The organism is Chryseobacterium taiwanense (assembly GCF_000813825.1).
GTDB classification, from domain to species: Bacteria; Bacteroidota; Bacteroidia; order Flavobacteriales; family Weeksellaceae; genus Chryseobacterium; species Chryseobacterium taiwanense.
Window position 1 is genome coordinate 1 of record NZ_JWTA01000008.1, and the last position, 26857, is coordinate 26857.

The window sequence follows — 26857 nt, forward strand, 5'->3', positions numbered from 1 at the left end:
ACAGACAGAAGGTAAGATCACACACCTTTTTGCCTGTACTGGAACAGGTGGAACCTTATCCGGATCAGCTAAATTTTTAAAAGAAAAAAATCCTGATATCAAAGTGATCGGTGTAGATGCCGATGGTTCTATTCTTAAAAGCTATCACGAGACAGGTGAGATTCATAAAGAAGATGTTCATCCTTATCAGATTGAGGGAATGGGAAAAAATTTAATTCCTTCTGCCCTACTTTTTGATAAAATTGATGAGTTTGTGAGAGTGAATGACGAAATGTCTGCTTACAGAACCCGCGAAATTGCTTTGAAAGAAGCGATTATGGGAGGTTATACAACCGGAGCGGTTACTCAGGCATTGATGCAGTATGCACAATCTCACGAATTTGCTGAAAACGATATCGTTGTTTTAATCTATCCGGATCATGGGTCAAGATACATTACCAAAGTGTACAGTGACAAATGGATGGCTGAACAGGGATTTGTCAACAACTGTGTTCATAATTATGATGAAGTTTTCAAAACGGAATTCATTAAGTAAAATATAAGATTTCGGATAAGATCATGTAACAGATATTGACGTTTCTGTTGTAACAGTCAAATACAGTATAGATGTTTAGACATAGAGGAAAAAACAGAACTTATTTTCATAATCTTAAATTAGCATCACTTCTTTCATTTGTTGCAGGAACAGTTAATATTGTTGGAGTATTATCAATTAAAATATTAACAACGAATATTACTGGGCATTTTGCTTTTTTTTCTGAAGAAGTAGTGCTGAAAGATTATTACGCCGCTGTTGTCTACCTTTTATTTATTGGATGTTTTTTGCTAGGAGCTTTCTGTTCGAGTCTTCTGGTAGAATTTGTATCCGGGTTCAGAAAAATACGATCTCATCTTATTCCTTTACTGATAGAAATTTGTATTTTAGGCTTCATTGGACTATCAGCTGATTTGAAAATAACAATCAGTCAAAATATAATTGCTTGTCTTTTACTTTTTGCAATGGGATTACAGAATTCTTTAGTAACAAGAGTATCTCAATCAGTGGTAAGAACGACACATCTTACAGGTATTTTCACTGACTTAGGGATTGAAATGTCAAAATTGTTTTTTTATCGCAAGGGAATTGTATACAACCACCTAAAAAAAAGTATCATCTTAAAAATTGTAATTGTACTATGTTTTTTTTCAGGAGGTGTAACAGGAGGTTTTATTTATGAAATCTTATACATAAAAACATTATTATTCTCTGTAGGATTACTTTTTTTCATCATCTGGTATGATAGAATATTATATAAATATTATGTATTGAAAAGAAAGTTAAGATGAAGTAATTTGTTCGACTTAATTGCTGAGTATAGCACGTTGAAAACTAATTCATTTTAATTTTCATATTAAATGAAGTTAATATATTAGTAGTATACTGAGGCTTTTCAGTTTTCTCATTTATCTTACTATTAAGGGCTAAAGATGCATCAAGAATTAGCGATTTAATGATCGTATAAGCTGCAGAAATAAAAAGCTCTTCATTTTTGTTTTGAAAATTATAAAGCCTTTCTACTAAATAGTATTTTATCATGTTTTTGGAAGCATCAACATAAGAAATATGGAAAATATCTGTTCTGGAGTTAAAAAACAGAATGGAATAGAGGTAAGTAGGGTTATTAGAATATTGTTCATAAAACAGAGAAGAAAAAGAGTAAATAAAAATTTCTTTTCTTTTATATTCACGAAAAGAGAGCATTTTATGAGGACCTATAAAAACAAGACTATTACTTTTTATTTCATAAGTTTCTTCTTCAATAGTAATTGTAAGGTCATCAAGTATTAGTAAAATACAAAAGTATTTTAATGTATTGAAATCTGATTTTCCTTGTTTCTTTTTGATAATATGGCTTAACGGGTTAATACTGAATCCCGTTTTTGTAAGTTCTTTTTGCAGATGTACCATTGGTAATAATTCGAGATTAAAATAGTGATAAATTCTTATTAAAGTATGTTATTTTGATTCTCTAAAATTTTGACTTAAATCAAATTTTACAAAAAGATAGATCATGAAAATTTATTGACAAAGGGACTACTTTTGCTCGAAAGTAAAAATCTGATCATAGAAATGAATCATTTAGAAAGTTTAAAGGAAATCGGAATTCTATCCCCAAAAGAGATCTTTTGGAATCTATCAGAAGCCCAGTTAATTTCGCAAACCTTAAGAAAAGGGCAGGGGATTACAACTGAATCAGGGGCATTGGCTTGCGATACCGGTGAGTTCACAGGGCGTTCCCCAAAAGATAAATATGTAGTCTTAGATGAAAATACCCAAAATTCGGTTTGGTGGGGAGACGTAAATCATCCGTTTCTGCCTGAAGATTTCGACAGATTATATAATCGTCTCGTTGATCATCTTTCAGAACGTGAAATTTATGTTAAAGATGTTTATGCCTGTGCAAAATCTGAGTATCGTTTAAATATCAGAGTTATTACTGAAAATCCATGGCAAAGCTTGTTTGCCAACAACTTGTTTTTAAGGCTTAATGAAAAAGAGCTTGAGGTATTTAAACATGAATGGCTCATCCTTGCAATACCAAGTTTCAAAGCTGTTCCTGAAACTGATAAAACCCGTCAGCATAATTTTACGATTATCAACTTCACAAAAAAAATCATTCTTATTGGTGGTAGTGCATACACGGGTGAAATTAAAAAAGGCATTTTTACAGTATTGAATTATATTCTTCCGCATGAGAAGCAAGTCTTATCAATGCACTGTTCTGCCAATGTCGGCAATGACGGAGATACCTCTGTGTTTTTTGGACTTTCCGGAACAGGAAAAACGACACTTTCAGCAGATCCGGCCAGAAAATTAATAGGAGACGATGAGCATGGATGGGATAACGATAATGTTTTTAATTTTGAAGGGGGATGTTATGCTAAATGTGTAAATTTAAGTCAAGAAAAAGAGCCTCAGATTTTCGGTGCGATTCGTTCAGGTACGTTGCTTGAAAACGTACGTTTTTTTGACGGAACAGACATTGTTAATTATGATGATACTTCTGTAACTGAAAACACGAGAGCTGCCTATCCGATCGACTTTATTGATAACGCGATCCATCCTTCTGTTGGGGGGATTCCCAATAATATTTTCTTTTTGACCTGCGATGCTTTTGGCGTACTGCCTCCGATTTCAAAACTAACAACTGGTCAGGCGATGTATCATTTTATTTCAGGATATACCGCAAAAGTAGCTGGAACCGAAGCCGGAATTACTGAACCACAGACCACATTTTCAGCATGCTTTGGAAAACCTTTTCTTCCTTTTCATCCAACAAAATATGCTGAACTTTTAGGGAAAAAGCTAAATGAAAATAATGTAAACGTTTGGCTGATTAATACAGGTTGGTCAGGAGGGGCTTACGGAGTAGGAGAACGTATAAAACTGTCATACACAAGAGCTATGATTACTGCAGTATTAGAAAACAAATTCGAAAATGTAGATTTTATAAGTGATACTGTCTTTGGTCTTCAAATGCCTGTACAGTGTGAAGGTGTTCCTTCTGAAATCCTGAATCCTAAAAATACTTGGGCTGATTCATCTCAATATGATAAAAAAGCCCTACATCTAGCTAATCAATTTACTGAGAACTTTAAAGAGTTTGAATCTTTTGCCAGTAATGAAATTATAGAAGGGGGGCCTATTCAAAAAAAATAAATCAATCAAAATAAAGAACAAATAGAAATGGAAATTCCTAAAAATCTTTTGTATACTGAAGACCATGAATGGGTGAAAGTAGAAAATGATATAGCATATATTGGAATAACTGACTTTGCACAACATGAATTGGGGGATATTGTATATGTTGAAATTGAAACTCTTGGGGAGAATCTACAACAGCATGCAGTATTTGGGACTGTTGAAGCAGTGAAAACAGTATCAGATCTTTTCTTGCCGCTTGCAGGTGAAGTATTGGAAATCAATCCAAAATTGGAATCAAATCCTGAATTAGTAAATTCTGACCCTTACGGAGAGGGATGGATGATTAAAATAAAGATTAATAATATATCTGATTCGGAGGAACTCTTGAAAGTTGAATCATATGCTTCTTTAATTGGTTTATAACAGATGGAAACAGTAAAAATTAAGAAAACGGCATTTAATGCAATACATCATTTGCTTGGAGCAAAAATGGTTGATTTTGCAGGCTATGAAATGCCTGTTCAATACAAAGGTATCAATCATGAACATGAAACTGTAAGAAATAGGGTGGGTGTATTTGACGTTTCTCATATGGGAGAAATTCTGATACAAGGAAAAGAAGCCTTATCATTAATTCAGAAGATTACTTCCAATGATGCAGCAAAACTTTTTCCGGGAAAGGTACAATACAGTTGCATGCCTAATGACACAGGAGGAATAATCGATGATCTTTTAGTATATATGATCAGTAAGGACGATTACTTATTGGTCGTTAATGCATCAAATATAGAAAAAGACCTGAACTGGATTCATGAACAGAATTCCTTTGATGCACAGGTTAGCAATATCTCAGATTCGATGTCATTGTTAGCAGTTCAGGGACCAAAAGCCCAACAGGTTTTGCAAAAATTGACGGATGTCAGTTTAAAAGACTTGGAATATTATACTTTTACCATTGGCGAATTAGCCCATATTCCTAATGCTTTACTATCTGCTACGGGATATACAGGAGCAGGAGGATTCGAAATATATGTTGAAAACAGATATGCTGCACATTTATGGGAAGCTATTTTCGAAGCTGGGAAGGAAGAAGGAATAGAGCCCATAGGATTAGGAGCAAGAGATACATTAAGATTGGAAATGGGCTACTGTTTGTATGGAAGCGATATTGATGATTATACTTCTCCTTTAGAAGCTGGGCTAGGCTGGATTACTAAATTTAATAAAGACTTTGTTCATAGTGGATTTTTAAAAATTCAAAAAGAAAAAGGGATATCCAAAAAGTTAGTGGGATTTGAAATGATTGATAAAGGTGTTCCTCGCCATGGTTACGAAGTTTGGAATGAAAATCAAGAAATCTTAGGAACTGTTACCTCCGGAACGATGTCACCAACACTTAAGATACCGATTGGGATGGGATACATTTCTGTTGAAAATTCCGCTGTAGGAAATGAGATTTTTATTAACATTAGAAATAAACCGACTAAAGCAATAATAGTGTCTCTTCCCTTCGTTAATGTAAAATAACTTCCTTCTGATACTACCAATTTTTGCATATTGTTGGATGATGTTTATTTTATTATAATTGATCAAAATAATGAGAGTATAACTGAATGATAGAATGATTTTTGAATACCTTAAATTAAATATAGATATTGATGATAATGCTTTTAATGAAATATATCCCGAACATATAAAAGCGTTATCGCAGCGTCATTGGACTCCAGTTGCAGTTGCTAAGATGGCTGCAAAATACTTGGTTGATGATACCGATAGAAAAGTTTTGGATATTGGATCTGGAGCAGGTAAGTTTTGTCTCGTGGGGGCTGCTTCTACAGATGGTATATTCTACGGAGTTGAGCAAAGAACATCTCTAACTAAAATATCAAAAAAAATAGCTGATAAACACAATATATCAAACGTTGATTTTATTAATTTAAATATAAAAGAAATCTCTTTTTTAGAATATGAAGCGTTCTATTTTTTTAATTCTTTTTATGAGAATATAGATACTTCATGCTCAATTGATGATACAATTATTCATGATAGAGATTTATACTATGATTATTCGGAGTATGTACGGGAACAGCTTGATGCAACACCGGTAGGCACACGTCTGGTTACCTATTGGAGTAAGTGGGATGAAATTCCTAATAGTTTTAATCTAATTGATACTGCTTGTGATAAATTATTGAATTTTTGGGAAAAAGTAAGGTGAAAAACAAAATTCTTCTGAGCGATAATTTGTGTTGTGGAAGAAAAAATAAAATGACAATATTGAGAAATCTTATTTGTCAACAGAATACATAGGTCTGAATATTATGTATTTTTTTTTAGTATTACTACATTTTTGTAGTAATACTTTTCATTATTATAAGTAGTACTATTTTGAAAAATACAGTGTAAAATATTGTACAAATTAGATTATTTAAAATCATTCTTAATGAAATATTTCGTAATTTTGATACAGTGAAAAAGCTGATTTCCATATTGTTGTTATCCCTTTATTTGGTTTCTACAACCGAACTATATCAGCTTTTGAAAATGCCGATTCTCATTGAGCATTATTTTCAGCACAAAAACCTTAATTCTGAAATGTCGTTTACTGCATTTCTGAAAATGCATTATGATCATCCGGTTAAAGATAATGATTATGATCAGGATCAGAAGCTACCTTTTGTTTCACACGCAAGTCCTCTTTCTGTTGCATTTACCGTTAATCCAATTTTAGATCTTCATTGCTTAGAAAAGGTATTTAATCCTATTGGCATAAAACAAATCCTTTATAAAAATATACTTTATAATAAGGAAATTTTAAATTCTATTTGGGAGCCCCCAAGATTTCATCAATCTTAATCTATTTTTCTCAATCATCCTCTGATTGAGGGTATTCTGCTTTGCCATAAATTATCTGCAAAAGATGCAGATGTATTCATCGTGTGCTTCAGAGTGCCTAAAACTTATCTCAATAATTAAGATTAATAATTAATCATTTATGCTTACAAAAATCATTGAGTTTTCTGTAAAGAATAAACTCATTATTGCATTGTTGGTATTAGGGCTTATTGGAATTGGTTCCTATCAGGTCACTAAATTACCGATAGATGCGGTACCCGACATAACCAATAATCAGGTACAGGTTATTACCATTGCACCTTCTTTCGGGGCAACGGATATAGAACGACTTGTTACCTTTCCTATAGAACAGGCTAATAATAATATTTCAGGACTAAAAGAGATCCGAAGTTTTTCCAGATTTGGACTATCTCTTGTTACCATTGTCTTCGAAGATAATGTTGACGTTTATTGGGCCAGACAGCAGGTTGCGGAAAGACTGCAGCAGGTACAGGCTGTCATTCCACAAGGGATAGGAAATCCCCAACTAGGACCTATTTCCACTGGGCTAGGTGAAATTTTTCAGTATGTAATAAGACCTGAAAAAGGATATGAAAAAAAATATAATATTACGGAGCTTCGTACAATTCAGGATTGGATTGTAAGGAGGCAGCTTTTAGGTGTAAAAGGGGTTGCAGAAGTCAGCAGCTTTGGAGGAAAGTTAAAACAATATGAGATTGCAGTCAATCCGGATAGGTTGAATGCTTATGAAATTACCATTAATGATGTTTTCGATGCCCTACAAGCTAATAATCAAAATACAGGAGGCGCTTATATTGAAAAAGGACCTACCGTTTTATACATCAGAAGTGAAGGTCTGGTAGGGAACATTGAAGAAATTAAAAATATTTCTATCGCTACAAAAACAAACGATGTTCCACTGTTTATAAGAGATATTGCAGAAGTAAAGCCGGGTTTTGCTACCCGATACGGAGCCATGACCTTTAATGATGAAGGAGAAGTCTCTGGAGCGGTCGTTATGATGCTTAAAGGTGAAAACAGTAACCAGGTGATTAAAAATGTAAAAGAGAAAATCACTCAGGTTCAGAAGACGCTTCCAAAAGGAGTGGTAATAGAACCTTTCCTGGATCGGACCAAAATGGTGAATAATGCTATTGGTACTGTTGAAAAGAACCTTACAGAAGGAGCATTGATCGTTGTTTTTGTTCTTGTATTATTCCTTGGAAATATAAGAGCCGGTTTACTGGTGGCTTCAGTGATTCCTCTTGCTATGTTATTTGCAATTTGTATGATGAATCTTTTCGGAGTCAGTGGTAATCTGATGAGTCTTGGAGCTCTGGATTTCGGTTTGATTATCGATGGTGCGGTGATTATTGTAGAATCTATATTACATCAGTTCAGTCATAATTCAAAATTCAAAAAGATTTTTTCTGTTGGAGCAGCAGAAATGGATACCGTCGTTATTCACTCTGCAGGAAAAATGATGAACAGTGCGGTTTTCGGACAGATCATTATCCTGATTGTTTATCTACCGATTCTTACCCTACAGGGAATTGAAGGAAAAATGTTCAAACCAATGGCTCAGACCGTTGCTTTTGCATTACTGGGCGCATTTTTATTGTCATTAACGTATATCCCGATGATGAGTGCTGTTTTATTGAAAAAAAGAAGTGAAAAACCTACTTTTTCAGATAGAATTATGAAGAAAGTGGAGAAGATTTATCTTCATACTTTGCTTAAGCTTCTTAGAGTTCCGAAAACGATTTTTGCGATTGTGGCTGTCCTGTTTATAATGGCCGTTTTCATTTTATCCAGAATGGGAGGGGAATTTATCCCATCTCTTGAAGAAGGCGATTTTGCCGTGGACACAAGAGTTTTGCCGGGAAGTAATCTTACAACGACGATTGAAAGTACCCAGAAGGCGGCTCATATTCTTAAATCAAGATTTCCTGAAGTGGAAAAAGTTGTGACAAAGATCGGAAGTGGGGAAGTTCCTACCGACCCAATGCCCATGGATGCTTCAGATATGATGGTTATTTTAAAAGATAAAAAAGAATGGACTTCAGCTTCCTCTTTCCCGGAACTGGCAGATAAAATGGGGAAACAACTTCAGGATGTTCCGGGAATTACCGCCAGTTTCCAGTTCCCTGTTCAGATGCGTTTTAATGAATTAATGACCGGGGCAAGACAGGATGTTGTTATCAAGATTTTTGGAGAAGATCTGGATGTTCTTTCACAATATGCCCAGAAGCTTGGAAAAATTATAGAGACTGTGGATGGAACTCAGAATCTTTATATAGAACCTATTTCCGGAATGCCACAAGTTATTATAGAATATAACCGCCCTTTGATTGCTCAGTATCATTTGTCCATCTCAGACATCAATAGGATTGTCAATACAGCATTTGCAGGACAAAGTACAGGATTGGTTTTTGAAGGTGAAAAACGTTTCGACATGGTAGTACGGCTTGATACCAAGAATCGGAAAAATGTTACCGATATTAAGAATCTCCTGGTTCCTACTCCTTCCGGAAATCAGATCCCGCTCTCTCAGCTTGCCAAAGTAGAAGTGAAAAATGGCCCCAACCAAATTCAGAGGGAAAACGCTCAAAGAAGAATTGTGGTAGGCTTCAATATAAAAGGACGAGATGTACAAAGTATTGTGGAAGAGCTACAGCGCAAAGCCGATCAAAAAATGAAACTTCCCACAGGATATTATATGACCTACGGAGGATCATTTGAAAATCTTAATAATGCCAAACAGCGTCTTATGATTGCTGTTCCGATTGCATTGGCTCTTATTTTCGTTATGCTGTTTCTGGCTTTTAATTCCGTTAAAGAAAGTTTACTTATCTATACTGCAATTCCACTTTCTATTATTGGTGGAGTATTTCTGATGGCATTGCGGGGTATGCCTTTCAGTATCAGTGCCGGAGTAGGATTTATCGCACTTTTTGGAGTGGCGGTTTTAAATGGAATTGTTTTAATCTCAGAGTTTAACCGTCTTCATAAAAGAGGAATTAAAAATATAGTAAGAATTGTTATAGACGGAGGGGAATCAAGACTTCGTCCCGTTCTGATGACGGCTTTTGTGGCTTCATTAGGATTTATTCCAATGGCTGTCAGTAGTGGTGCCGGAGCAGAAGTTCAGCGACCTTTGGCAACTGTTGTTATTGGTGGGTTGATGGTAGCGACTTTTCTTACCCTATTCGTTTTACCATTGCTTTACGTAAATATTGAAAAAGGATTTAAAATGAAAAAAAATAATCATAAAAACTTTGCAGCTGTATTGATTTTGATTTTTAGCGTAATGGGAACCGGTGTTAAATCCCAAACTCCGATCAGCCTGCAAAATGCTATTAATACAGCACTGGAGAATAATAGAAATCTTAAAAATGAAAAACTGAAATCAGAATATTCAAAAGCATTAATCAAATCTGCGAATGATATTCCGCAGACAGGAATTTCAATGGATTACGGGCAGGTCAATAGTGCTTACAACGATATGAAATTCGGAATTTCCCAAAACATTGCGTTTCCAACAGTGTATAAAAAACAGAGAAATGTATATACTGAAGAATGGAAAAGATCTTTGTTAAATGTTTCTCTTAAAGAATATGAGCTGAAGAAAGCCGTGAGTCTTACCTTTTATAATATCCTGTATTGGAAAGACAAGGAGCAGCTTCTTCATGAAACATTAAAACTGTACACCGATTTTCTGAACAAAGCAAGCATTCGTTTAAAAGCAGGTGAGAGTAATATTCTGGAAAAAACAACAGCTTCCAATCAGAAATCAGCGATAGAAATTCAGTTAAAACAATTACAACAGGAACTTTCTGTTCTGAGATATCAGTTGCAGTGGCTCTTGAATACCGAAACAGATTTTTTACCTGAAGATCAGAAATTATTTAATGGAGTTTCTAAAACTGAACTTAGCTTACATCCTGCTATTAAATTGTTACAACAGCAGAAAAATGTTTCTGAGCAGCAGATTGCTCTTGAAAAGGCAAAAATGCTTCCCGGTCTTCAGTTGGCTTATAATCTTAACAGTTTCAGAGGAATGGGAGCTGATGATAAAGTTTATGGATCTGCACCACAGTTTCATTCTGTACAACTGGGCGTTTCGGTTCCTGTCTTTTCAGGAGGTCAGAAGTCAAGAATACAGGCTGCAAAGATTGCAGAATCAGTTGTTGAAAATGATCTGGCGAATACAGAATTTACCCTACAGAATCAGCTTAAAAAAATCACTAATATCTACCAGACTAATCTTGATATTGTTTCCCAATATGAAAGCTCAGAGCTGAAAAATGCCGATGTCATTACTGAAACAGCTAAGAAACAGTTTCTGGCTGGTGAAATTAATTACCTAGAGTTTGTCATATTGGTCAATCAGGCTGTTGCCTTAAAGAATAATTATGCAGATGCCGTCTGGAAACTGAATCAAATTGCTATAGAACTGGAATATCTTACTTTAAACCCTTAACAATGAAACTTAAACTTAAAATTATATCATATTCTCTATCCGTAGGATTGCTGCTGTTTTACCAATGTAAAGACCATGAAAAAACAGAATCGGTTTCTGCCAAGCCGAAAGATGAAAATGTAGTGGTTCTTACGGATGCACAGTTGCGAAATGCTCCGATAGAAACAACAACGCTTTCTTTACAGAAGATTTCTTCAGTTTTAAAGCTTAACGGGATGATTGATGTTCCACCACAAAATTTGGTTTCGGTAAGTATTCCTTTGGGAGGTTATCTCAAATCCAGTAATTTACTTCCTGGCAAACCAGTATCAAAAGGTCAGGTGATTGCAGTTATCGAAAATCCGCAGTTTATTCAGCTTCAACAGGATTATCTGATGGCAAAATCTAAAGTGCATTTTACCCAATTAGATTATAACCGTCAGAAAACATTGAACCAAAGCCAGGCAACCAGTGATAAGGTGATGCAGCAGGCGCAATCTGAAATGAACAGCCAGAAAATCTTAATGAACTCTCTGGCTCAACAGCTTCGTCTTATCAATATCAATCCCGAGTCACTAAGTTCCGGAAACATTACGAAAAGTGTCCCCGTTTACAGCAGTATCAATGGCTTTGTAAGCAAGGTAAATGTGAATATCGGGAAATATGTAAATCCATCCGATGTACTTTTTGAATTAATTAATCCTGATGATATTCACCTTACTCTTAAAGTCTATGAAAAGGATTTGAAAAACCTGAACAAAGGGCAGCGGTTCACAGCATATACCAATACTTCTCCTGATAAAAAATACTACGGAGAAATCTTATTGGTAAGTAAAGATGTTAATCCCGGAGGTTGGGCTGAAGTACATTGCCATTTTGAAAAATACGACCAGAACCTTGTGCCGGGAATGTATATGAATGCAGAAATAGAAACGAGTACTGCTTTCTCCAATGCCGTACCTGAAGAGAGTATTGTCAATTTTGAAGGGAAAGATTTTGTTTTCGTGGAAGATAAAAAACAAACCTACAGATTGACTTCTGTAAAATTAGGTGAAACTGAAAACGGATTCATACAGATCCTTAATTTTAATGATTTTAATAATAAAAAAATAGTAATCAAAAATGCTTATATACTTCTTATGAAGCTTAAAAATACAGAAGGAGAATAACTCATAAATGAATAAGTACTTTAAAAATCAATTAAAATAATGACAACATCATCTTTAATAAAAAACGGGCTTGGATTTATCGCCCTATTAATAATTGTTATCCAATTTTTTGATACGGAGAAAAATATATCAGCTTCTCCTTCGGAAAATGCAATTGAAAAACATTATCAGGTATCCTCTCATGTACAGGGTTTATTAAAAACAAGCTGTTATGATTGTCATTCTAATAATACAGCTTATCCATGGTATAATAATATACAGCCGGTAAAATGGTGGTTGGCTGATCATGTCAATTCTGGAAAAAGGCATTTGAATTTTGATGAATTCAATACCTATTCTCAAGAAAAGAAATTGAAAAAATTAGACGAAATTACTGAAACGGTAAGAAGTGGAGAAATGCCTCTAAGATCGTATACGGTTATCCATCATAATACAAAATTATCTTCTGCAGATCAATCGGAAATAGAAAAATGGGTATCTGAAGTTAAAAAACATATTAGGTAACAGCGAATAAAAACATTAATTAAAAAAACTTTCAGTAAATTTAATACTACATCCATCTCGCATGAATTACAATATACCTGAAGACCTGAAAGGGCTTACAGAAGCTGAGGTTACGGCTTCCAGAAAAAAATATGGTTATAACAGATTAGAAGTGGTGAAGAAGGAAACATGGATAGGTATGCTTATTAGTATCCTGAAAGAACCCATGCTTATTTTATTGATATGTGTTTCCCTCATTTATGTAGTTATAGGCGATTATGGAGAAGCTGTATTTATGTTTGTGGCGATAGTAGGTGTGACTGCTATTTCCTTTTATCAGGATAACCGGAGCAAGAAAGCACTTGAAGAACTCGAAAAGCTTAATGAGCCTTTAAGTAAGGTAATTAGAAATTCAAAGGTGGTGAAAATTCCCACTTTTGAAATCGTTGTCGGTGATCTTTGTATTACGGAGGAAGGAAGTTTAATCAATGCCGATGGGAAGATTGTCCACAGTAATGATTTTTCCGTTAATCAATCCTCACTGACAGGAGAGAGTTTTTCTGTTTTCAAGGATAGTAAATCGGAAGATAATAAAGTATATAGTGGAACCATTACGGTTTCCGGACTTGCAGTTTTTGTAGTTGAAAGTATAGGAAAAGAAACCAAAGTAGGGAAAATAGGGCAATCTATTCTGGGGATAAAGGAAGAAGCTTCGCCTTTACAACTTCAGATCAGGAGTTTTGTAAAAGGTATGGCTATTATCGGGTTGGTTATCTTTATGGCAGTATGTGTTTTCAGCTATATTAAAACGGAAGATTTTGTTACCAGTTTATTAAGTGGTCTTACATTGGCGATGTCTGTACTTCCTGAGGAAATTCCTGTTGCTTTTACAACCTTCATGGCTTTAGGTGCATGGAAGCTGATGCGCGAAGGAATCATTATCAAACGAAGCAGCATTGTTGAGACATTGGGAAGTGTTACAGTAATATGTACAGATAAGACGGGAACGATCACTGAAAATTCCATGCAGTTAAAACATCTTTATGATTATCAATCTGATACCATTTACGAGCAGGAAGAATTTAAAATAAAAGAACTGGATGAACTTATTGATTATGCGATGTGGAGTTGTGAGCCGGTACCTTTTGATCCGATGGAAATAACTTTGCATAAGGTGTACGAACAAACTCAGGATTCAGATAAAAGAAAAGATTACCAGTTATTTCATGAATATCCATTAGAAGGAAAACCTCCGATGATGACGCATCTTTTCGAGAATGAACAAAAAGACAGAATTATTGCTGCTAAAGGAGCCCCTGAAGCCATTCTTAATGTTTCTGACCTTTCAGAAGAAGAAAAAAGCAAAGTACGAGAAGTCATAAAAGAATTCGGAGAACAGGGATATCGTGTTCTTGGCGTAGCTAAATCCCATTTCGAAGGAAATAATTTTCCTGTAAAGCAACAGGATTTTACATTTAAATTTTTAGGATTGACTGTATTTTATGATCCTCCTAAAAAAGGAATAAAAAATGTGTTTCAGCATATTTATGATGCAGGGATTAAGGTAAAAGTAATTACAGGAGATAATGCAGATACGACAAAGGCGATTGCAATGCAGGCAGGAATTATAAATGAAAGTCCGGCAATTAATGGAAGTGAAATAGCTTCAAGTTCTGAAGATGACCTGATGAATCTCTCTGAAAATACAACGTTATTTACAAGAATGTTTCCCGAAGCAAAACTGGAAGTGGTGAATGCTCTGAAAGCACAAGGCAATGTAGTAGCCATGTTGGGAGATGGAGTGAATGACGGACCTGCATTAAAGGCAGCTCACATAGGAGTGGCAATGGGAAATAAAGGGACTGAGATTGCCAAATCGGCTGCAGCTTTGGTAATTACGAATGATGATCTGGAAAAGCTGGTGGTAGGAATTGCTGCCGGACGGAGAATTTATGCCAATATCAAAAAGGCAGTGCAGTATATTATTTCCATTCATATTCCTATTATCCTAACGGTTTCTTTACCATTATTCTTAGGATGGATATTTCCTCACATATTTACCCCGGTTCATGTTATTTTTCTCGAACTGGTAATGGGGCCTACCTGTTCCATTGTATATGAGAATGAGCCTATTGAAAAAAATGCAATGAAGAAACCTCCTAGAGCACTTACAGAAACTTTTTTAAACTGGAGAGAGCTTACGGTAAGTATCATTCAGGGGTTGGTTATTACGGGAGGAATATTATGGATGTACCAGTATTCTGTTGATCTTGGAAATGATGAGGCAAAAACAAGAGCTTTGGTTTTCAGTACCTTGATATTTGCAAATATATTATTAAGTCTGGTGAACCGATCTTTCTATTATAGCATATTTGAAAGCTTTAAAAATCGTAATTTCTTATTGATGGGGATTTCGGCGTTGGTTCTTGTGCTGTTATTTATTATTCTTTATGTGAACCCAGTATCAAGATTCTTTAGTATAACACCTCTTACTGTAAAAGAACTGGGGATAACATTGCTTGTTGCGGCTATTTCAGTGCTATGGTTTGAGGGTTATAAACTTGTAAAAAGGTATACAGGAAAAAAATAAGTATTCTTAATAGAATATTTTATAATTTTGATTTGTGAAAAAGTTGATTTCCATATTGTTGTTATTTTTATATTTGGTTTCCACAACCGAATTATATCAGCTTTTGAAAATCCCGGAACTTGTTGAACATTACATTGAGCATAAAGAGTTGAACCCGGATATGACGCTTACTGCATTTCTGAGAACACATTACGACCATCCTGTGAAAGACGGTGATTACGGAAAAGATCAGAGACTTCCATTTATCATACATTCTGCGCCTTTATCCTTGGTTTTTACAATTAATCAGGGATTCAGTTTTGAAACTGCAACTTATCATTTCAGATTATTGAAATTTCATAAAATTCCTTCAAAAGACGAAAATCTTTTCTGTAAAGGTTTTCTGAATTCCGTTTGGGAGCCGCCAAGGTTTTCTTTTTCATAATTCAGTCCTAATTTGATTTGTATTTACAGATCAACAACATCAATTATTTTATATTATTAATTTCAGAATAATGAAAACAATACTTTCAGCCATTTTAATGGTTGTATTCGCTGTTGGCATTCATGCGCAAAGCCGTTTGGAAAATGCCAAAAAACAAGCTTCAGAAAAGGACGAGCTTATATTATTAAATTTCTCCGGTTCCGACTGGTGTATTCCATGCATCAAGCTTCATAAAAATATCATTGAGACCGCTGAATTTAAAAAGCTGGAAGCAGAAAATGTCGTCGTTTACATCAATGCAGATTTTCCAAGAAATAAAAAAAATCAGCTTTCACCGGAACTGAAAAAAGAAAATGCTTCACTTGCTGATGAGTATAATAAGAAAGGATTATTTCCTTACACATTGCTGCTGAATTCGGAAGGGAAAATCCTGAAAAGCTGGGAAGGTCTTCCTTCTGAAAATGCATTGGCTTTCAGCAGAGAGATAAGAAGTATCAAAGAAAATCAAAAATAAAAATATGTTAAGAGAATTCAAAAGACCTCAGAAATTAATGGGGAACGCTTTTGAAATTACCGTTGTAAGCGATGATGAAAATTCGGCAAATCAGCATATTGATGCAGCAATTAACGAAATCAGAAGAATCGAAAAGCTTTTGACGACTTTCAGTGAGGAAAGCCAGACTAATCTCATCAACAGACATGCCGGAATCAAGCCTGTAAAAGTGGATTGGGAGATTTTTGAGTTGATTGAAAGAAGCCTTAGAATCAGCAGAATAACAGACGGCTATTTCGATATTTCCTATGGGGGAATCGATAAAAGTTTCTGGAATTTTGACAAAGAAATGAAAGAGCTTCCGAATCCTGAACTGATTAAAGATCATCTGAAACTCGTTAATTATCAGAATATCTTCCTTGACCGAGAAAAGCAAACCGTTTTCCTCAAAGAAAAAGGAATGCGAATCGGTTTTGGGGGAATAGGGAAGGGCTACGCTGCTGAAATGGCAAAACAGATGCTTCAAAACAAAGGTGTCACTTCCGGAATTGTAAATGCTTCAGGGGATTTAACGACCTGGGGAAATCAGGCAGACGGAAAGACCTGGACTGTCGGAATTGCCGATCCCGACAATGCCAAACAGCCTTTTTCGTATATGAATATTACCGATATGGCGGTGGCAACTTCAGGAAATTATGAAAAATTCGTCATTATTAACGGTAAAAAATATTCTCATACCATTAATCCCAAAACAGGAATGCCTGTTTCGGGTGTGAAAAGTGTTACGATTTTTTGTCCCAACGCAGAAATTGCTGATGCAATGGCAACTCCCGTAAGTATTATGGGAATCGATGCAGCACTCAATATGATCAATCAGATCAACCATCTGGAATGTATTATTATTGATGATCAGGACAAAATTTATTCATCTCAAAACATTAATTTAAAATGAAAAACCTTATAAAAATATCAGCTTGCTTACTAATCATAGTTACTTCAGTCCAGTCCTGCACAACTGTAAAAGAGTACGAAAAAAATAAATTAAACGATGCCGAAATGGTTCTTGGAAACCGGACGGTTGAAAAAACCGAACTCAGCTTTCAATCCTACAGAGAAGGATCTTCGGGCGCTAATGCAGGAAAAATTGGCGGCGGTTGCGGATGTAATTAAAAAGAGTAATCGTAAAATTTAATTGTGATTCAAAAATGAAAAAATTGATCGTAAGTGTTATTGCTCTTTTCGGAATTTTCAACGCAAAAGCACAGGAGAACACAAACAATGAACAGCCTAAAAAACTGACTTTTGATGAAGCTAATTTAGTTTCAAGCTATTATAAACAAAACGGGAACAACTCTGCAGTTACAGGAGGAATCGGTACGGAAAAACTGACCGATATTTCCAATACCATTGATGTAACTATGGTAAAATACGATAAGAAAGAAAGGAAGAATAAATTCGATTTCAGTGTCGGGATTGATCACTATACTTCTGCTTCATCGGATATGATCGATCTGAAAGCCAATTCATCAGCTTCCCACGCAGACAACAGAATTTATCCTGCATTAAGCTGGAGCCGTGAGAATACGGATAAAGGGACCACTTTAATGGCAGGTGTTTCCACTTCCTTCGAGTTCGATTACACATCGTACGGAGCAAACATTGGAATTTCACAAAAAACCAAGAACAGAATGGGAGAGTTTACGGCGAAATTTCAGGCTTATCTGGATCAGGTAAAACTGATTGCACCGATTGAACTGAGAACCAATGGAAGTACAGGAGGAGAACACGAGAATTACGGGACAAGCGGAAGAAATACTTATGCTTTGTCTCTATCATATTCGCAAATTATCAATCAGAACTTTCAGGTTGAATTGTTGGCGGATGGTGTTCAGCAGACAGGATATTTAAGTTTACCTTTCCATAGGGTTTATTTCAGTGATAAATCCGTACATCAGGAAGCTTTACCGGATAAACGGTTTAAAATTCCTTTGGGAGTAAGAGCGAATTATTTCCTAGGAGACAAAGTGATTCTGCGAGCGTATTATCGTTATTATACCGATGATTGGGGCTTAAAATCGAATACACTCAGTTTAGAAACACCGGTAAAAATTTCACCTTTTATTTCGGTAAGTCCATTTTACAGGTACTATTCTCAGACTGCAGCTAAATATTTTGCACCTTATCAAGAGCACACTGTTTTTGATGACTTTTATACAAGTAATTATGATCTTTCAAAATTCAGCAGTAATTTTTACGGTGCAGGAATCAGAATCAGTCCGAAAAACGGCTTATTTGGTGTTGAAAGGCTGAATATGTTGGAAATCAGATACGGGCATTACACGAAATCTGTGGGAATGAAATCTGATATTATTTCCCTGAATTTGAGATTTAAATAAAATCATTTTTCTTAACTGAATTTTTAAGATTAAATTAATTAAAATAGTGCTATTTGTATTCAATTAGCACTATTTTTCTGTGTTCTAATATTATATATATTCAATACTTCAAAAGAGAATTATGTCGTTTATATTCTTATTAGGTAAGTATTGTAGGTAACTCAATTGCGGTAGCATCAGCTGATTGTATTCTGTGATCAATTTTATGAATAACTTAGCAGCGTTTTTAGGAGTCAATATAGGTTCTAAATCTACAGCGTGGCTAGTTACTTTCAATATAGGTAGTTAGTAGCTTAATTATTTATTGTTTGAAGAACAATAATAAGCTTAATCCAATCTTAAAGGCTATATTTTTATCGATTTTGGGAATATAAATTTAAAAAATATTAAATTTATATCATCTTATTAAAGGGAAAATTTTTCTCAATTTGGTTGATCCTGTTTTGTAAATAACAAAACAGGATTTTTGATATAAATTACTATTTTATTAATTCTTTTGAGTATTGAAAATTATGGTAACTATATATTTGGATGTACCAAATCAAAAATATAAAAATAATATTTGTTTACAATAAATCTAGGCTATATAAATGTAACAGTGAGGGTGATATTTTTGTATAAAGTTGTATCTGGTACATTTACGTATATAGTAACCTAGATTATTGATTTAAACAAAACGTAATTTATTAAACTAGTTAAATGTACAGTATTTCCAGTCGCCATAAATTTGTCGTATCAAAATTAAACAATCAAAAAAATGGAAAATAGAATATTAGGACTGCACCATATTACAGCAATTGCAGACAACACAAAAAGAAATTTAGATTTTTATACAACAGTTTTAGGCGTAAGATTGGTAAAGAAAACAGTCAACTTTGACGATCCTGGAACATATCATTTTTACTTCGGAAATGAGGAAGGAACTCCGGGAACAATTTTAACTTTCTTTCCTTGGGAAGGAATTGGAAAAGGAACAAACGGTTCTGGTTTGGCAACACACATCGGATATTCCGTTCCTAAAGGGAGCTTGGAGTTCTGGAAAAATAGATTACAGCAATTTAATATAAGATTTGAAGAAGGTGAAATTTTCGGTGAAAAACTGATTTCATTCCAAGATCCGGATGGATTACAATTACAGTTCATCGAATCTTCAACACCGGATGACAGAAAAGTTTGGACAACCGATGATATTAAAGATGTAAATGCTTTAAAAGGTTTTCACAACATCACTTTGACTTTGAAAAAAGCAGACCCGACAATTAAAGTGTTAACCGATATTTTCGGATACGATTTGCAAAAACAGGAAGGTGAAAGATACCGTTTTGCAACCGATGCAATTGAAACAGCAAATCTTGTTGATATCATTGAAAATGATAAAATCCCGGCAGGAAGAAATGCAGCAGGAACCAACCATCATGTTGCTTTTAGAGTAAAAGATGACAATGTTTTAATGGAATTCCGTGAAAAAGTAATGTCTGCAGGATTGAATATCACTCCGAAAATTGACAGAGATTATTTCTATTCATTATACTTCCGTGAGCCGGGTGGTGTTTTATTTGAAATTGCAACCGATAATCCGGGATTTACTGTAGATGAACCTTTAAATGAACTGGGAACGAATTTGAAGCTTCCAAAACAGCACGAATCTTTGCGTTCAAGAATCGAAGAAGTGTTGCCGAAGTTATCATAGGTCATCACTCCAATTTTAAAAACAAGATATCTTAGTAATAGGTAAAAAATAGTATGGAAACAACAAAAGTAGTTTTAGGAAATGTTAAAGGAGAAGTTCAGCTTTTCTCAAACGATAAAAAAGCAGGTAAAATGGATATCTCCGTGATCAGAAATAAATTAACGGTTTATCATACCGAGGTTGATGAAGAATACGCAGGAAAAGGTTTTGCAAAATTATTACTCAATCAATTGGTTTCTTACGCCAGAGAAAATGATTTGAAAATCGTTCCGTTGTGTCCGTATGTTCACGCGCAATTCAAACGCAATCCCGAAGAATACAATGATGTTTGGTTAAAAGAAAACTAAACCAATAATTATCAGCAATCAACCAAAAAACAAGAAACAATGTCACTCATTACAGGACTTCATCACGTAACCGCTATCACAGGCGACTCACAAGAAAATATAGACTTTTACACTGGAGTTTTAGGACTCCGGTTGGTAAAAACAACCGTTAACTTTGATTATTCTGAGGTTTATCATTTCTATTTTGGAGATGAATTCGGAACTCCCGGAACCATTATGACGACTTTCCCTTATGGAAAAGGCCTGGTCAACGGAAGACATGGCAAAGGAATGCTGAACACCACAGCTTTTTCGGTTTCGATGGATGCACTGGATTATTGGATAAACCGTTTGGAACAATTTAATATTCCTTTCAAACAGCCTCAGCAAAGATTTTCGGGTGAAGCCTTTATTTATCTTGAAGATTTTGATGGATTGGGTCTGGAACTGGTTTTCAATGAGAAAGACGACAGAAAAGGTTATGATAATAGATTTATTCCGAAAGATTATGCCATCAAAGGAATTCACCATGTTGAAATCTGGCTGGATGCTTACGAACGAACCGCTGCTTTGTTGACCACTCAAATGGATCACAGATTAATTGCCGAAAGTTCAGACCGATTCAGATTCGGAACAGAAGACAAACCCGGAAAATATGTGGATTTATTGTGCACACCGACTGCTCTTAAAGGTTTGGCGGGAAGAGGTACTGTTCATCATGTCGCTTTTGCTACTCCGAATGCCGAAACGCAGCTTGAAATGATTGAAAAATTAAACCGATTTGGCTTGGAACATACCGAAGTGAAAGACAGAAAATACTTCACTTCCGTATATTTCAAAGAACCGGGCGGAGTTTTGTTTGAAATTGCAACTTCAGGTCCCGGCTTCGATGTAGATGAAGAACTGGCTTCTTTGGGAGAACATTTGAGTTTGCCATCACAGTTTGAGGGGCAAAGAGAGCATTTGGTTGAGGTTTTACCAAAATTTACTTATCCAATAGAAAAATACAGATAAAAATGAGTCATATTTTAGATATAAAAACAGGAGGGAAATCATTGAATGAAGCTAAGAAAGTTTTAATCATGATTCATGGAAGAGGCGGAAGCGCACAGGATATTTTGAGTTTATCCCAACATTTGAATGTGGAAGAGTACGCTTTATTGGCACCACAAGCAACTAACGGAACTTGGTATCCGTTTTCATTTATTGCGCCCACAGAACAAAATGAACCTTGGTTGTCATCAGCCATCGAAACTGTTGGAAAAACGGTTCAGGTCGCTTTGGATTCAGGAATCAAAGCTGAAAATATTTATTTTTTCGGATTTTCGCAGGGAGCATGTCTGACTTTGGAATTTCTAGCGCGAAATGCTCAGAGATTTGGTGGGGCAGTAGCTATTATCGGTGGTGTGATTGGTGAAAAAATCAATCGTGAAAATTACAAAGGCGATTTTGTACAAACTCCTATTTTCATAGGAACCAGTAATCCTGATTTCCACGTTCCGGTGGAGAGAGTGTATGCGACAGCCAATATTTTGAAGGAAATGAATGCAGATGTGACGGAAAAAGTCTATGCTAATTTCGGACATTCCATCAATCAGGAGGAAATTGAATTAGCGAATTCGATTGTTTTTAAATAATTTATTCTCTCGCAGATTTTTTTGATTCAGCAAGTTTTATCAAGCATTTGCCAAATCAAAAAAATCTGCGAGAATTAATAATATTTTTAAAATTTAAACATAAAAAAAATGAAAATCACAAGAATATTCAGCGACGAAAACGGAGAATCTCATTTCGAAGACATCGAAATTCCATTAATCAATCAAGGCGAAATCGGATTTTTATCGGAAGATATTAATGTTAAAAAACTTCAATTCAGAAAAGTTTCCGCTGACTATGATTACGATTTTCATCACGCTCCTCAAAAACAGTATATCATATTGTTGGATGGCGGAGTAGAAATTGAAACTTCACTTGGTGATATCCGACAGTTTAAAACCGGAGAAATTCTTTTGGTAGAAGATATTTCAGGTAAAGGCCATAAAACCAAAAACCTAGAAAAGAAGGAAAGAACTTCAATTTTTATTCATTTGTAAAAAGTAAAAAGTAATTTTGTTAAACTTCTAACTTCTAACTTCTAACTTCTAACTTCTAACTCTCAAAAAACTATGCACGAACAACTCCTTTTAATTCTTGGACTACTTATTCTCGTCATGCTTCTGGTGATGTTGGCACAGCGCATCAAAATTGCCTATCCTATATTTTTGGTTTTGGCAGGTTTGGGAATCAGTTTGATTCCGGGAGTTCCTGTTTTACAGCTGGATCCCGAAATTATTTTCCTTATTTTTCTGCCGCCATTATTGTATGAAGCCGCTTGGTACACCTCGTGGAATGACTTCTGGAAATGGAAACGTACCATCGGATTACTGGCTTTCGGATTGGTTTTTTTAACCTCTATTGTGGTAGCGTTTGCGTCACAGGCTTTGATTCCGGGATTTACATTGGCAATGGGATTTTTGTTGGGCGGAATTGTTTCGCCACCCGATGCGATTGCAGCAACGACAGTTTTGAAAGGACTGAAAGTTCCGAAGCGTACCATCGCAATGTTAGAAGGTGAAAGTCTGATTAATGATGCGTCATCACTTATCGTTTTCAGATTTGCTTTGGCAGCGGTAATGACGGGAGTATTTTCGATGCAGGAAGCAACAGGGCAATTCTTTCTGGTCGCAGGAATGGGCGTTGTGGTAGGAATTGCAGGAGCACACATCTTCTATGCTATTCATCGGTTTTTGCCGACAACTCCGGCGATTGATGCAGCAATGACAGTGATTACACCTTACGTTTTGTTTTTAGCTGCGGAACATTTTCACTATTCTGGAGTGATGGCCGTGGTAAGTGGCGGACTGTTTATGTCCTTCCGTGCGCACGAAATTTTTAAAACCGGAATGACAAGAATTAATATGACAGGCGTTTGGAATACTTTGATTTTCGTAATGAATGCTTTAGTTTTCGTATTGATAGGGTTGGAACTTCCGGATATTATCAACGGTTTGGGTGAAACTTCTGTGATGGAAGGCATTAAATATGGATTAATTATAAGTTTAATCGTGATTGTGGTACGTCTTTTATGGATTTATCCTGTAGCACACATTCCGAGATGGCTGAGCAAAAAAGTGCGTAGAGACCCAAGTCCGGGATGGAAAAACCCTTTGATTATCGGTTGGGCGGGGATGCGAGGTGTCGTTTCATTGGCAACTGCTTTGTCGATTCCGGTGATGATGAATAGCGAGACGGCTTTTCCGATGAGAAATCTGATTATTTTTATCACGTTTGTGGTGATTTTTGTGACACTGGTTTTTCAGGGTTTAACGCTGCCGTTGATTATTAAACTGACAAAAATTGGTGAAATTGACCCGATTCTTCCTCCTCACGAGCAACAGGCAAGTATCCAGATACGATTAGATAATCTTGCAGTTAACCGATTGAATGAAAAATACCAGTCTAATCTTGAAAACAACAGTTTGGTTGAAAATTTTAAAAATACCATTGAAAATGATATTGTACAGCAACAAAGTCATCTCGAATCATTGGAAATGTGTACCAACAGAAGAAATGATCTGAATGAATATCACGAAATTATGCTTGATATTTTTGCATTGCAACGAAAAGAATTGTTTAAAATTAAGCGTGAAAAGGAATTCAGTGATGATGAGATCAGAAAAGCAGAATCTCAACTGGATTTGAATGAACTGAAAATTACCGGAAACAAACATCTATAGTACAGACAATTTTCTAGCCCCGATAGTAACGGCATCTTTTTTTGAAATTGAAATTGGGTGGCTGGAAAAAAAGATATAGTGGATAGCGGGAAACAGCTCCAAAAAATAAATTTAATACAACAATTAAAAAATGAAAACATTAAATTTTTTAGTGATTGGAAAAAATCAGGAAATTCTTGAAACCTTAAAAAGAATTATCGAAAACAATGAAGGCTGGAAAGCGGAAATCCGAAGTGATGAAACCGTCTGTCTTGATTATATAAAAGAAAATGAGGTAGATATTGTTTTGCTGAGTTCTGGTTTGGATGAAAAATTTGAAAATGAAATTAAAGTTTTTTGTTCAACTCTCGACAAAGATGTGAAAGTAATTGATCATTATGGCGGAGGAAGTGGGCTGCTGAAGAATGAAGTTTACACACTTTTTCCTAATTTGCAGCCATAAACTGTAAATATGTTCGAAAATATCATCAAAAACGTTACCCGATTCATCAGCCTTAACGAAGACGAAGAAAAAATCTTCACAGATTATTTGACCTTACAAACATTTCCCAAGAAAACGATTTTGTTAAGAGAAGGTGAGATTTGTCAGTTTGAAGGCTTCATTAAAACAGGCTGTGTACGTGTTTATTATCTTGATGATAATGGTTTTGAAGTGACCATTCTTTTTGCGATCGAGGATTGGTGGATTAGTGATATTGCCTCATTTCAGGAGCAAAAGCCTTCCAAATTATATATAGAAACTTTGGAAGATTCAGAAATTTATATGCTGAATCCGACGTCTAAAGAAGAACTTTTGCAGAAAATTCCGAAGTTTGAAAGAGTATTCAGAATGTTGGTTCAGAGAAATCTTTTTACTTTGCAGAATCGTTTGGTAAATACGATCTCCAAAGCTGCTTCAGACCGATATTTGGAATTTATAAAAGTATATCCGTCAATTCCACAGCGAGTTGCACAATATTACATCGCTTCCTATCTCGGAGTTTCAAAAGAATTTGTGAGTACAATCCGAAAACGTTTAGCGAATAAAAATAAGGAGTAATTTACGCAAAATTTCCTTCCAATGAAGGGGTGGCGAAAATTCAAAAGAATTGTTGACGGGGTAATTTATACATAATGTGTAAACTGCCCCGTCTTTTTATTTCAAAGAAAAGCAATTTATTAAACTAGTTCAATGCACACGATTTTTCATCAGCCTAAATTTGTCCTATCAATAAGGAATAAATAACAAAAAGATATGGACAGAAAAGATTTTTTAAAGAAAGGATTATTAGGAACAGGAATGTTTGTAGCTTCTGCAGCATTGGCCAATACGATGAAAAATGAAATTGATGAAATCGAGCCTTTGGAACCCATCGGATATAATCATTTACCAAATACGGACTCAAAAATTAAAGATAATTCGGTGTTTCATAAAGCAGATTCTAGAGGAAAAGCTGACCACGGTTGGTTGGTAAGTAATCATACCTTCAGTTTTGCTAATTATCACAATCCGGAAAGAATGCATTTCGGTGTTTTGAGAGTTTTGAATGATGATAAAGTAGAAGCGGGAAGAGGTTTTGGGACCCATCCACACGATAATATGGAAATCATCAGTATTCCATTGGAAGGTGATCTGGAACACAAAGACAGCATGGGAAACTCAGCGATTATAAAAAGTGGAGATATTCAGGTAATGAGTGCAGGAACCGGAATTATGCATAGCGAATTCAATAAAAATAATGACAGTCTGGTAAAGTTTCTTCAAATCTGGATATATCCAAACAAAAGAAATGTAACGCCAAGATATGACCAGATTACTTTGGATAAAACAAAAGGAAACAATCAATTCCAGCAGATTCTTTCTCCAAATGCAGATGATGAAGGGGTTTGGATTCATCAGGATGCTTGGTTTCATTTAGGAAATTTTGAAAATACTCTCGAAATCAATTATAAGATTAAGAAAAAAGGAAATGGAGTTTATGTTTTTATTGTAAAAGGAAGCGCAGAAATTGAAGGTCAAAAACTGGAAAAAAGAGATGGTTTCGGAGTTTGGGATATTTCTGATCTGGACATCAAGTCGACTTCAGAAAATACAGAAATTTTATTAATGGAAGTTCCGATGATGATGTAGTTGAAAAAATTAAACAGTCACTTTTTTTAAGTGAAATATTTAAAATAGTTAGGCTTGGGTTTTATTATCTAGGCCTAATTTTTTTGCTTAAAATTTAAATAATTGATTTGTAGTGCTTTGTTTATGATGTTTGTGTTTTTTCTATCAAATGAAAATAATCTGTTTATAATGAAGGATAAAAAGATTAAAATATTTTTTCAGAAATGTAATTTATTAAACTAGTTAAATGTATAAGCTTTCCAGTCACCCTAAATTTGTCATATCAAAATCAAACAAATGAATTACAGAATATCTAAAATTACAGCACTGTAGTTGTGCATATAAAGAAAGGGAATTATAAAACTACGTTATTTCGTAAGTTGAAAGTTATTGCAATTTAGTTTAAAGCCTTAAAAGC

26 protein-coding genes are annotated in these 26857 nt (G+C 35.1%); 25 read left to right on the forward strand and 1 reads right to left on the reverse strand.

Annotated features, from left to right (window positions below; genetic code table 11):
• Together RM51_RS10630 and RM51_RS10635 are read left to right on the forward strand one after the other, a co-directional pair.
• The coding region (locus RM51_RS10630) for a pyridoxal-phosphate dependent enzyme (RefSeq protein ID WP_039368867.1) at nt 1-535 on the forward strand (535 nt) is incomplete at its 5' end.
• 71 nt (nt 536-606) lie between these two features.
• Nucleotides 607-1326, forward strand: coding sequence for a YoaK family protein (locus tag RM51_RS10635; RefSeq protein WP_039368868.1), 720 nt, complete (start codon nt 607-609; stop codon nt 1324-1326).
• Between the two features lie 43 nt (nt 1327-1369).
• Here the strand turns inward: RM51_RS10635 and RM51_RS10640 are convergent, their stop codons facing one another.
• Nucleotides 1370-1948 (reverse strand): hypothetical protein, encoded by a 579-nt coding sequence (locus RM51_RS10640; protein ID WP_039368872.1) that lies wholly within the window; start codon nt 1946-1948, stop codon nt 1370-1372.
• Between the two features lie 162 nt (nt 1949-2110).
• On the opposite strand from RM51_RS10640, the gene pckA reads away from it, so the two are divergent.
• The 23 genes from pckA to RM51_RS10755 all read left to right on the forward strand — a co-directional run bounded on the left by pckA (nt 2111) and on the right by RM51_RS10755 (nt 26460).
• Nucleotides 2111-3700, forward strand: coding sequence for a phosphoenolpyruvate carboxykinase (ATP) (gene pckA / locus RM51_RS10645; RefSeq protein WP_039368876.1), 1590 nt, complete (start codon nt 2111-2113; stop codon nt 3698-3700).
• 27 nt (nt 3701-3727) lie between these two features.
• A complete protein-coding gene (gcvH, locus tag RM51_RS10650) occupies nt 3728-4108 on the forward strand; it encodes a glycine cleavage system protein GcvH (protein WP_039368877.1) in 381 nt (126 codons plus the stop codon).
• A 3-nt stretch (nt 4109-4111) separates the two neighbouring features.
• Nucleotides 4112-5212, forward strand: coding sequence for a glycine cleavage system aminomethyltransferase GcvT (gcvT, locus tag RM51_RS10655; protein WP_039368879.1), 1101 nt, complete (start codon nt 4112-4114; stop codon nt 5210-5212).
• A 94-nt stretch (nt 5213-5306) separates the two neighbouring features.
• Nucleotides 5307-5903 (forward strand): class I SAM-dependent methyltransferase, encoded by a 597-nt coding sequence (locus RM51_RS10660; RefSeq protein WP_039368882.1) that lies wholly within the window; start codon nt 5307-5309, stop codon nt 5901-5903.
• Nucleotides 5904-6154: 251 nt separating this feature from the next.
• Entirely contained in the window at nt 6155-6541 is a 387-nt protein-coding gene (locus RM51_RS10665; protein WP_039368885.1) for a hypothetical protein, read from the forward strand.
• 139 nt (nt 6542-6680) lie between these two features.
• On the forward strand, nt 6681-11024 hold the full coding sequence (locus tag RM51_RS10670) for a CusA/CzcA family heavy metal efflux RND transporter (protein ID WP_039368888.1): 4344 nt from the start codon (nt 6681-6683) through the stop codon (nt 11022-11024).
• 2 nt (nt 11025-11026) lie between these two features.
• On the forward strand, nt 11027-12172 hold the full coding sequence (locus RM51_RS10675) for an efflux RND transporter periplasmic adaptor subunit (protein ID WP_039368891.1): 1146 nt from the start codon (nt 11027-11029) through the stop codon (nt 12170-12172).
• Between the two features lie 39 nt (nt 12173-12211).
• Nucleotides 12212-12676 carry a heme-binding domain-containing protein gene (locus tag RM51_RS10680; RefSeq protein ID WP_039368896.1) on the forward strand — a complete coding sequence of 155 codons (465 nt, stop codon included), beginning with the start codon at nt 12212-12214 and terminating at the stop codon, nt 12674-12676.
• Between the two features lie 61 nt (nt 12677-12737).
• Nucleotides 12738-15245 (forward strand): cation-translocating P-type ATPase, encoded by a 2508-nt coding sequence (locus tag RM51_RS10685; protein WP_039368899.1) that lies wholly within the window; start codon nt 12738-12740, stop codon nt 15243-15245.
• A gap of 34 nt (nt 15246-15279) precedes the next feature.
• Nucleotides 15280-15669 carry a hypothetical protein gene (locus RM51_RS10690; protein ID WP_039368902.1) on the forward strand — a complete coding sequence of 130 codons (390 nt, stop codon included), beginning with the start codon at nt 15280-15282 and terminating at the stop codon, nt 15667-15669.
• Nucleotides 15670-15739: 70 nt separating this feature from the next.
• Nucleotides 15740-16183 (forward strand): thioredoxin family protein, encoded by a 444-nt coding sequence (locus RM51_RS10695; RefSeq protein ID WP_039368905.1) that lies wholly within the window; start codon nt 15740-15742, stop codon nt 16181-16183.
• A gap of 4 nt (nt 16184-16187) precedes the next feature.
• On the forward strand, nt 16188-17114 hold the full coding sequence (locus RM51_RS10700) for an FAD:protein FMN transferase (RefSeq protein WP_039368908.1): 927 nt from the start codon (nt 16188-16190) through the stop codon (nt 17112-17114).
• Nucleotides 17111-17332: a DUF4266 domain-containing protein gene (locus RM51_RS10705; protein WP_039368910.1), complete on the forward strand. Its 222-nt coding sequence runs from the start codon at nt 17111-17113 to the stop codon at nt 17330-17332. The genes RM51_RS10700 and RM51_RS10705 overlap by 4 nt, the downstream gene beginning before the upstream one ends.
• 35 nt (nt 17333-17367) lie before the next feature.
• Nucleotides 17368-18558 carry a DUF3570 domain-containing protein gene (locus RM51_RS10710; protein WP_039368912.1) on the forward strand — a complete coding sequence of 397 codons (1191 nt, stop codon included), beginning with the start codon at nt 17368-17370 and terminating at the stop codon, nt 18556-18558.
• 757 nt (nt 18559-19315) lie between these two features.
• Nucleotides 19316-20248 (forward strand): ring-cleaving dioxygenase, encoded by a 933-nt coding sequence (locus tag RM51_RS10715; RefSeq protein ID WP_039368914.1) that lies wholly within the window; start codon nt 19316-19318, stop codon nt 20246-20248.
• Between the two features lie 53 nt (nt 20249-20301).
• Nucleotides 20302-20595: a GNAT family N-acetyltransferase gene (locus tag RM51_RS10720; RefSeq protein WP_039368917.1), complete on the forward strand. Its 294-nt coding sequence runs from the start codon at nt 20302-20304 to the stop codon at nt 20593-20595.
• A gap of 39 nt (nt 20596-20634) precedes the next feature.
• Complete coding sequence (locus RM51_RS10725; protein ID WP_039368920.1) at nt 20635-21588, forward strand: VOC family protein; 954 nt, start codon at nt 20635-20637, stop codon at nt 21586-21588.
• Nucleotides 21589-21590: 2 nt separating this feature from the next.
• A complete protein-coding gene (locus RM51_RS10730; protein WP_039368923.1) occupies nt 21591-22211 on the forward strand; it encodes an alpha/beta hydrolase in 621 nt (206 codons plus the stop codon).
• Nucleotides 22212-22319: 108 nt separating this feature from the next.
• Nucleotides 22320-22667 carry a cupin domain-containing protein gene (locus tag RM51_RS10735; protein WP_039368926.1) on the forward strand — a complete coding sequence of 116 codons (348 nt, stop codon included), beginning with the start codon at nt 22320-22322 and terminating at the stop codon, nt 22665-22667.
• Between the two features lie 72 nt (nt 22668-22739).
• Entirely contained in the window at nt 22740-24350 is a 1611-nt protein-coding gene (locus RM51_RS10740; RefSeq protein ID WP_039368928.1) for a Na+/H+ antiporter, read from the forward strand.
• A gap of 130 nt (nt 24351-24480) precedes the next feature.
• The gene (locus RM51_RS10745; RefSeq protein ID WP_039368930.1) at nt 24481-24792 is read left to right on the forward strand and encodes a hypothetical protein; all 312 of its coding nucleotides are present in this window, start codon (nt 24481-24483) and stop codon (nt 24790-24792) included.
• A gap of 9 nt (nt 24793-24801) precedes the next feature.
• Nucleotides 24802-25389, forward strand: coding sequence for a Crp/Fnr family transcriptional regulator (locus RM51_RS10750; protein ID WP_039368933.1), 588 nt, complete (start codon nt 24802-24804; stop codon nt 25387-25389).
• A 195-nt stretch (nt 25390-25584) separates the two neighbouring features.
• Nucleotides 25585-26460 carry a pirin family protein gene (locus RM51_RS10755; protein WP_039368935.1) on the forward strand — a complete coding sequence of 292 codons (876 nt, stop codon included), beginning with the start codon at nt 25585-25587 and terminating at the stop codon, nt 26458-26460.
• Nucleotides 26461-26857: the final 397 nt, after the last annotated feature.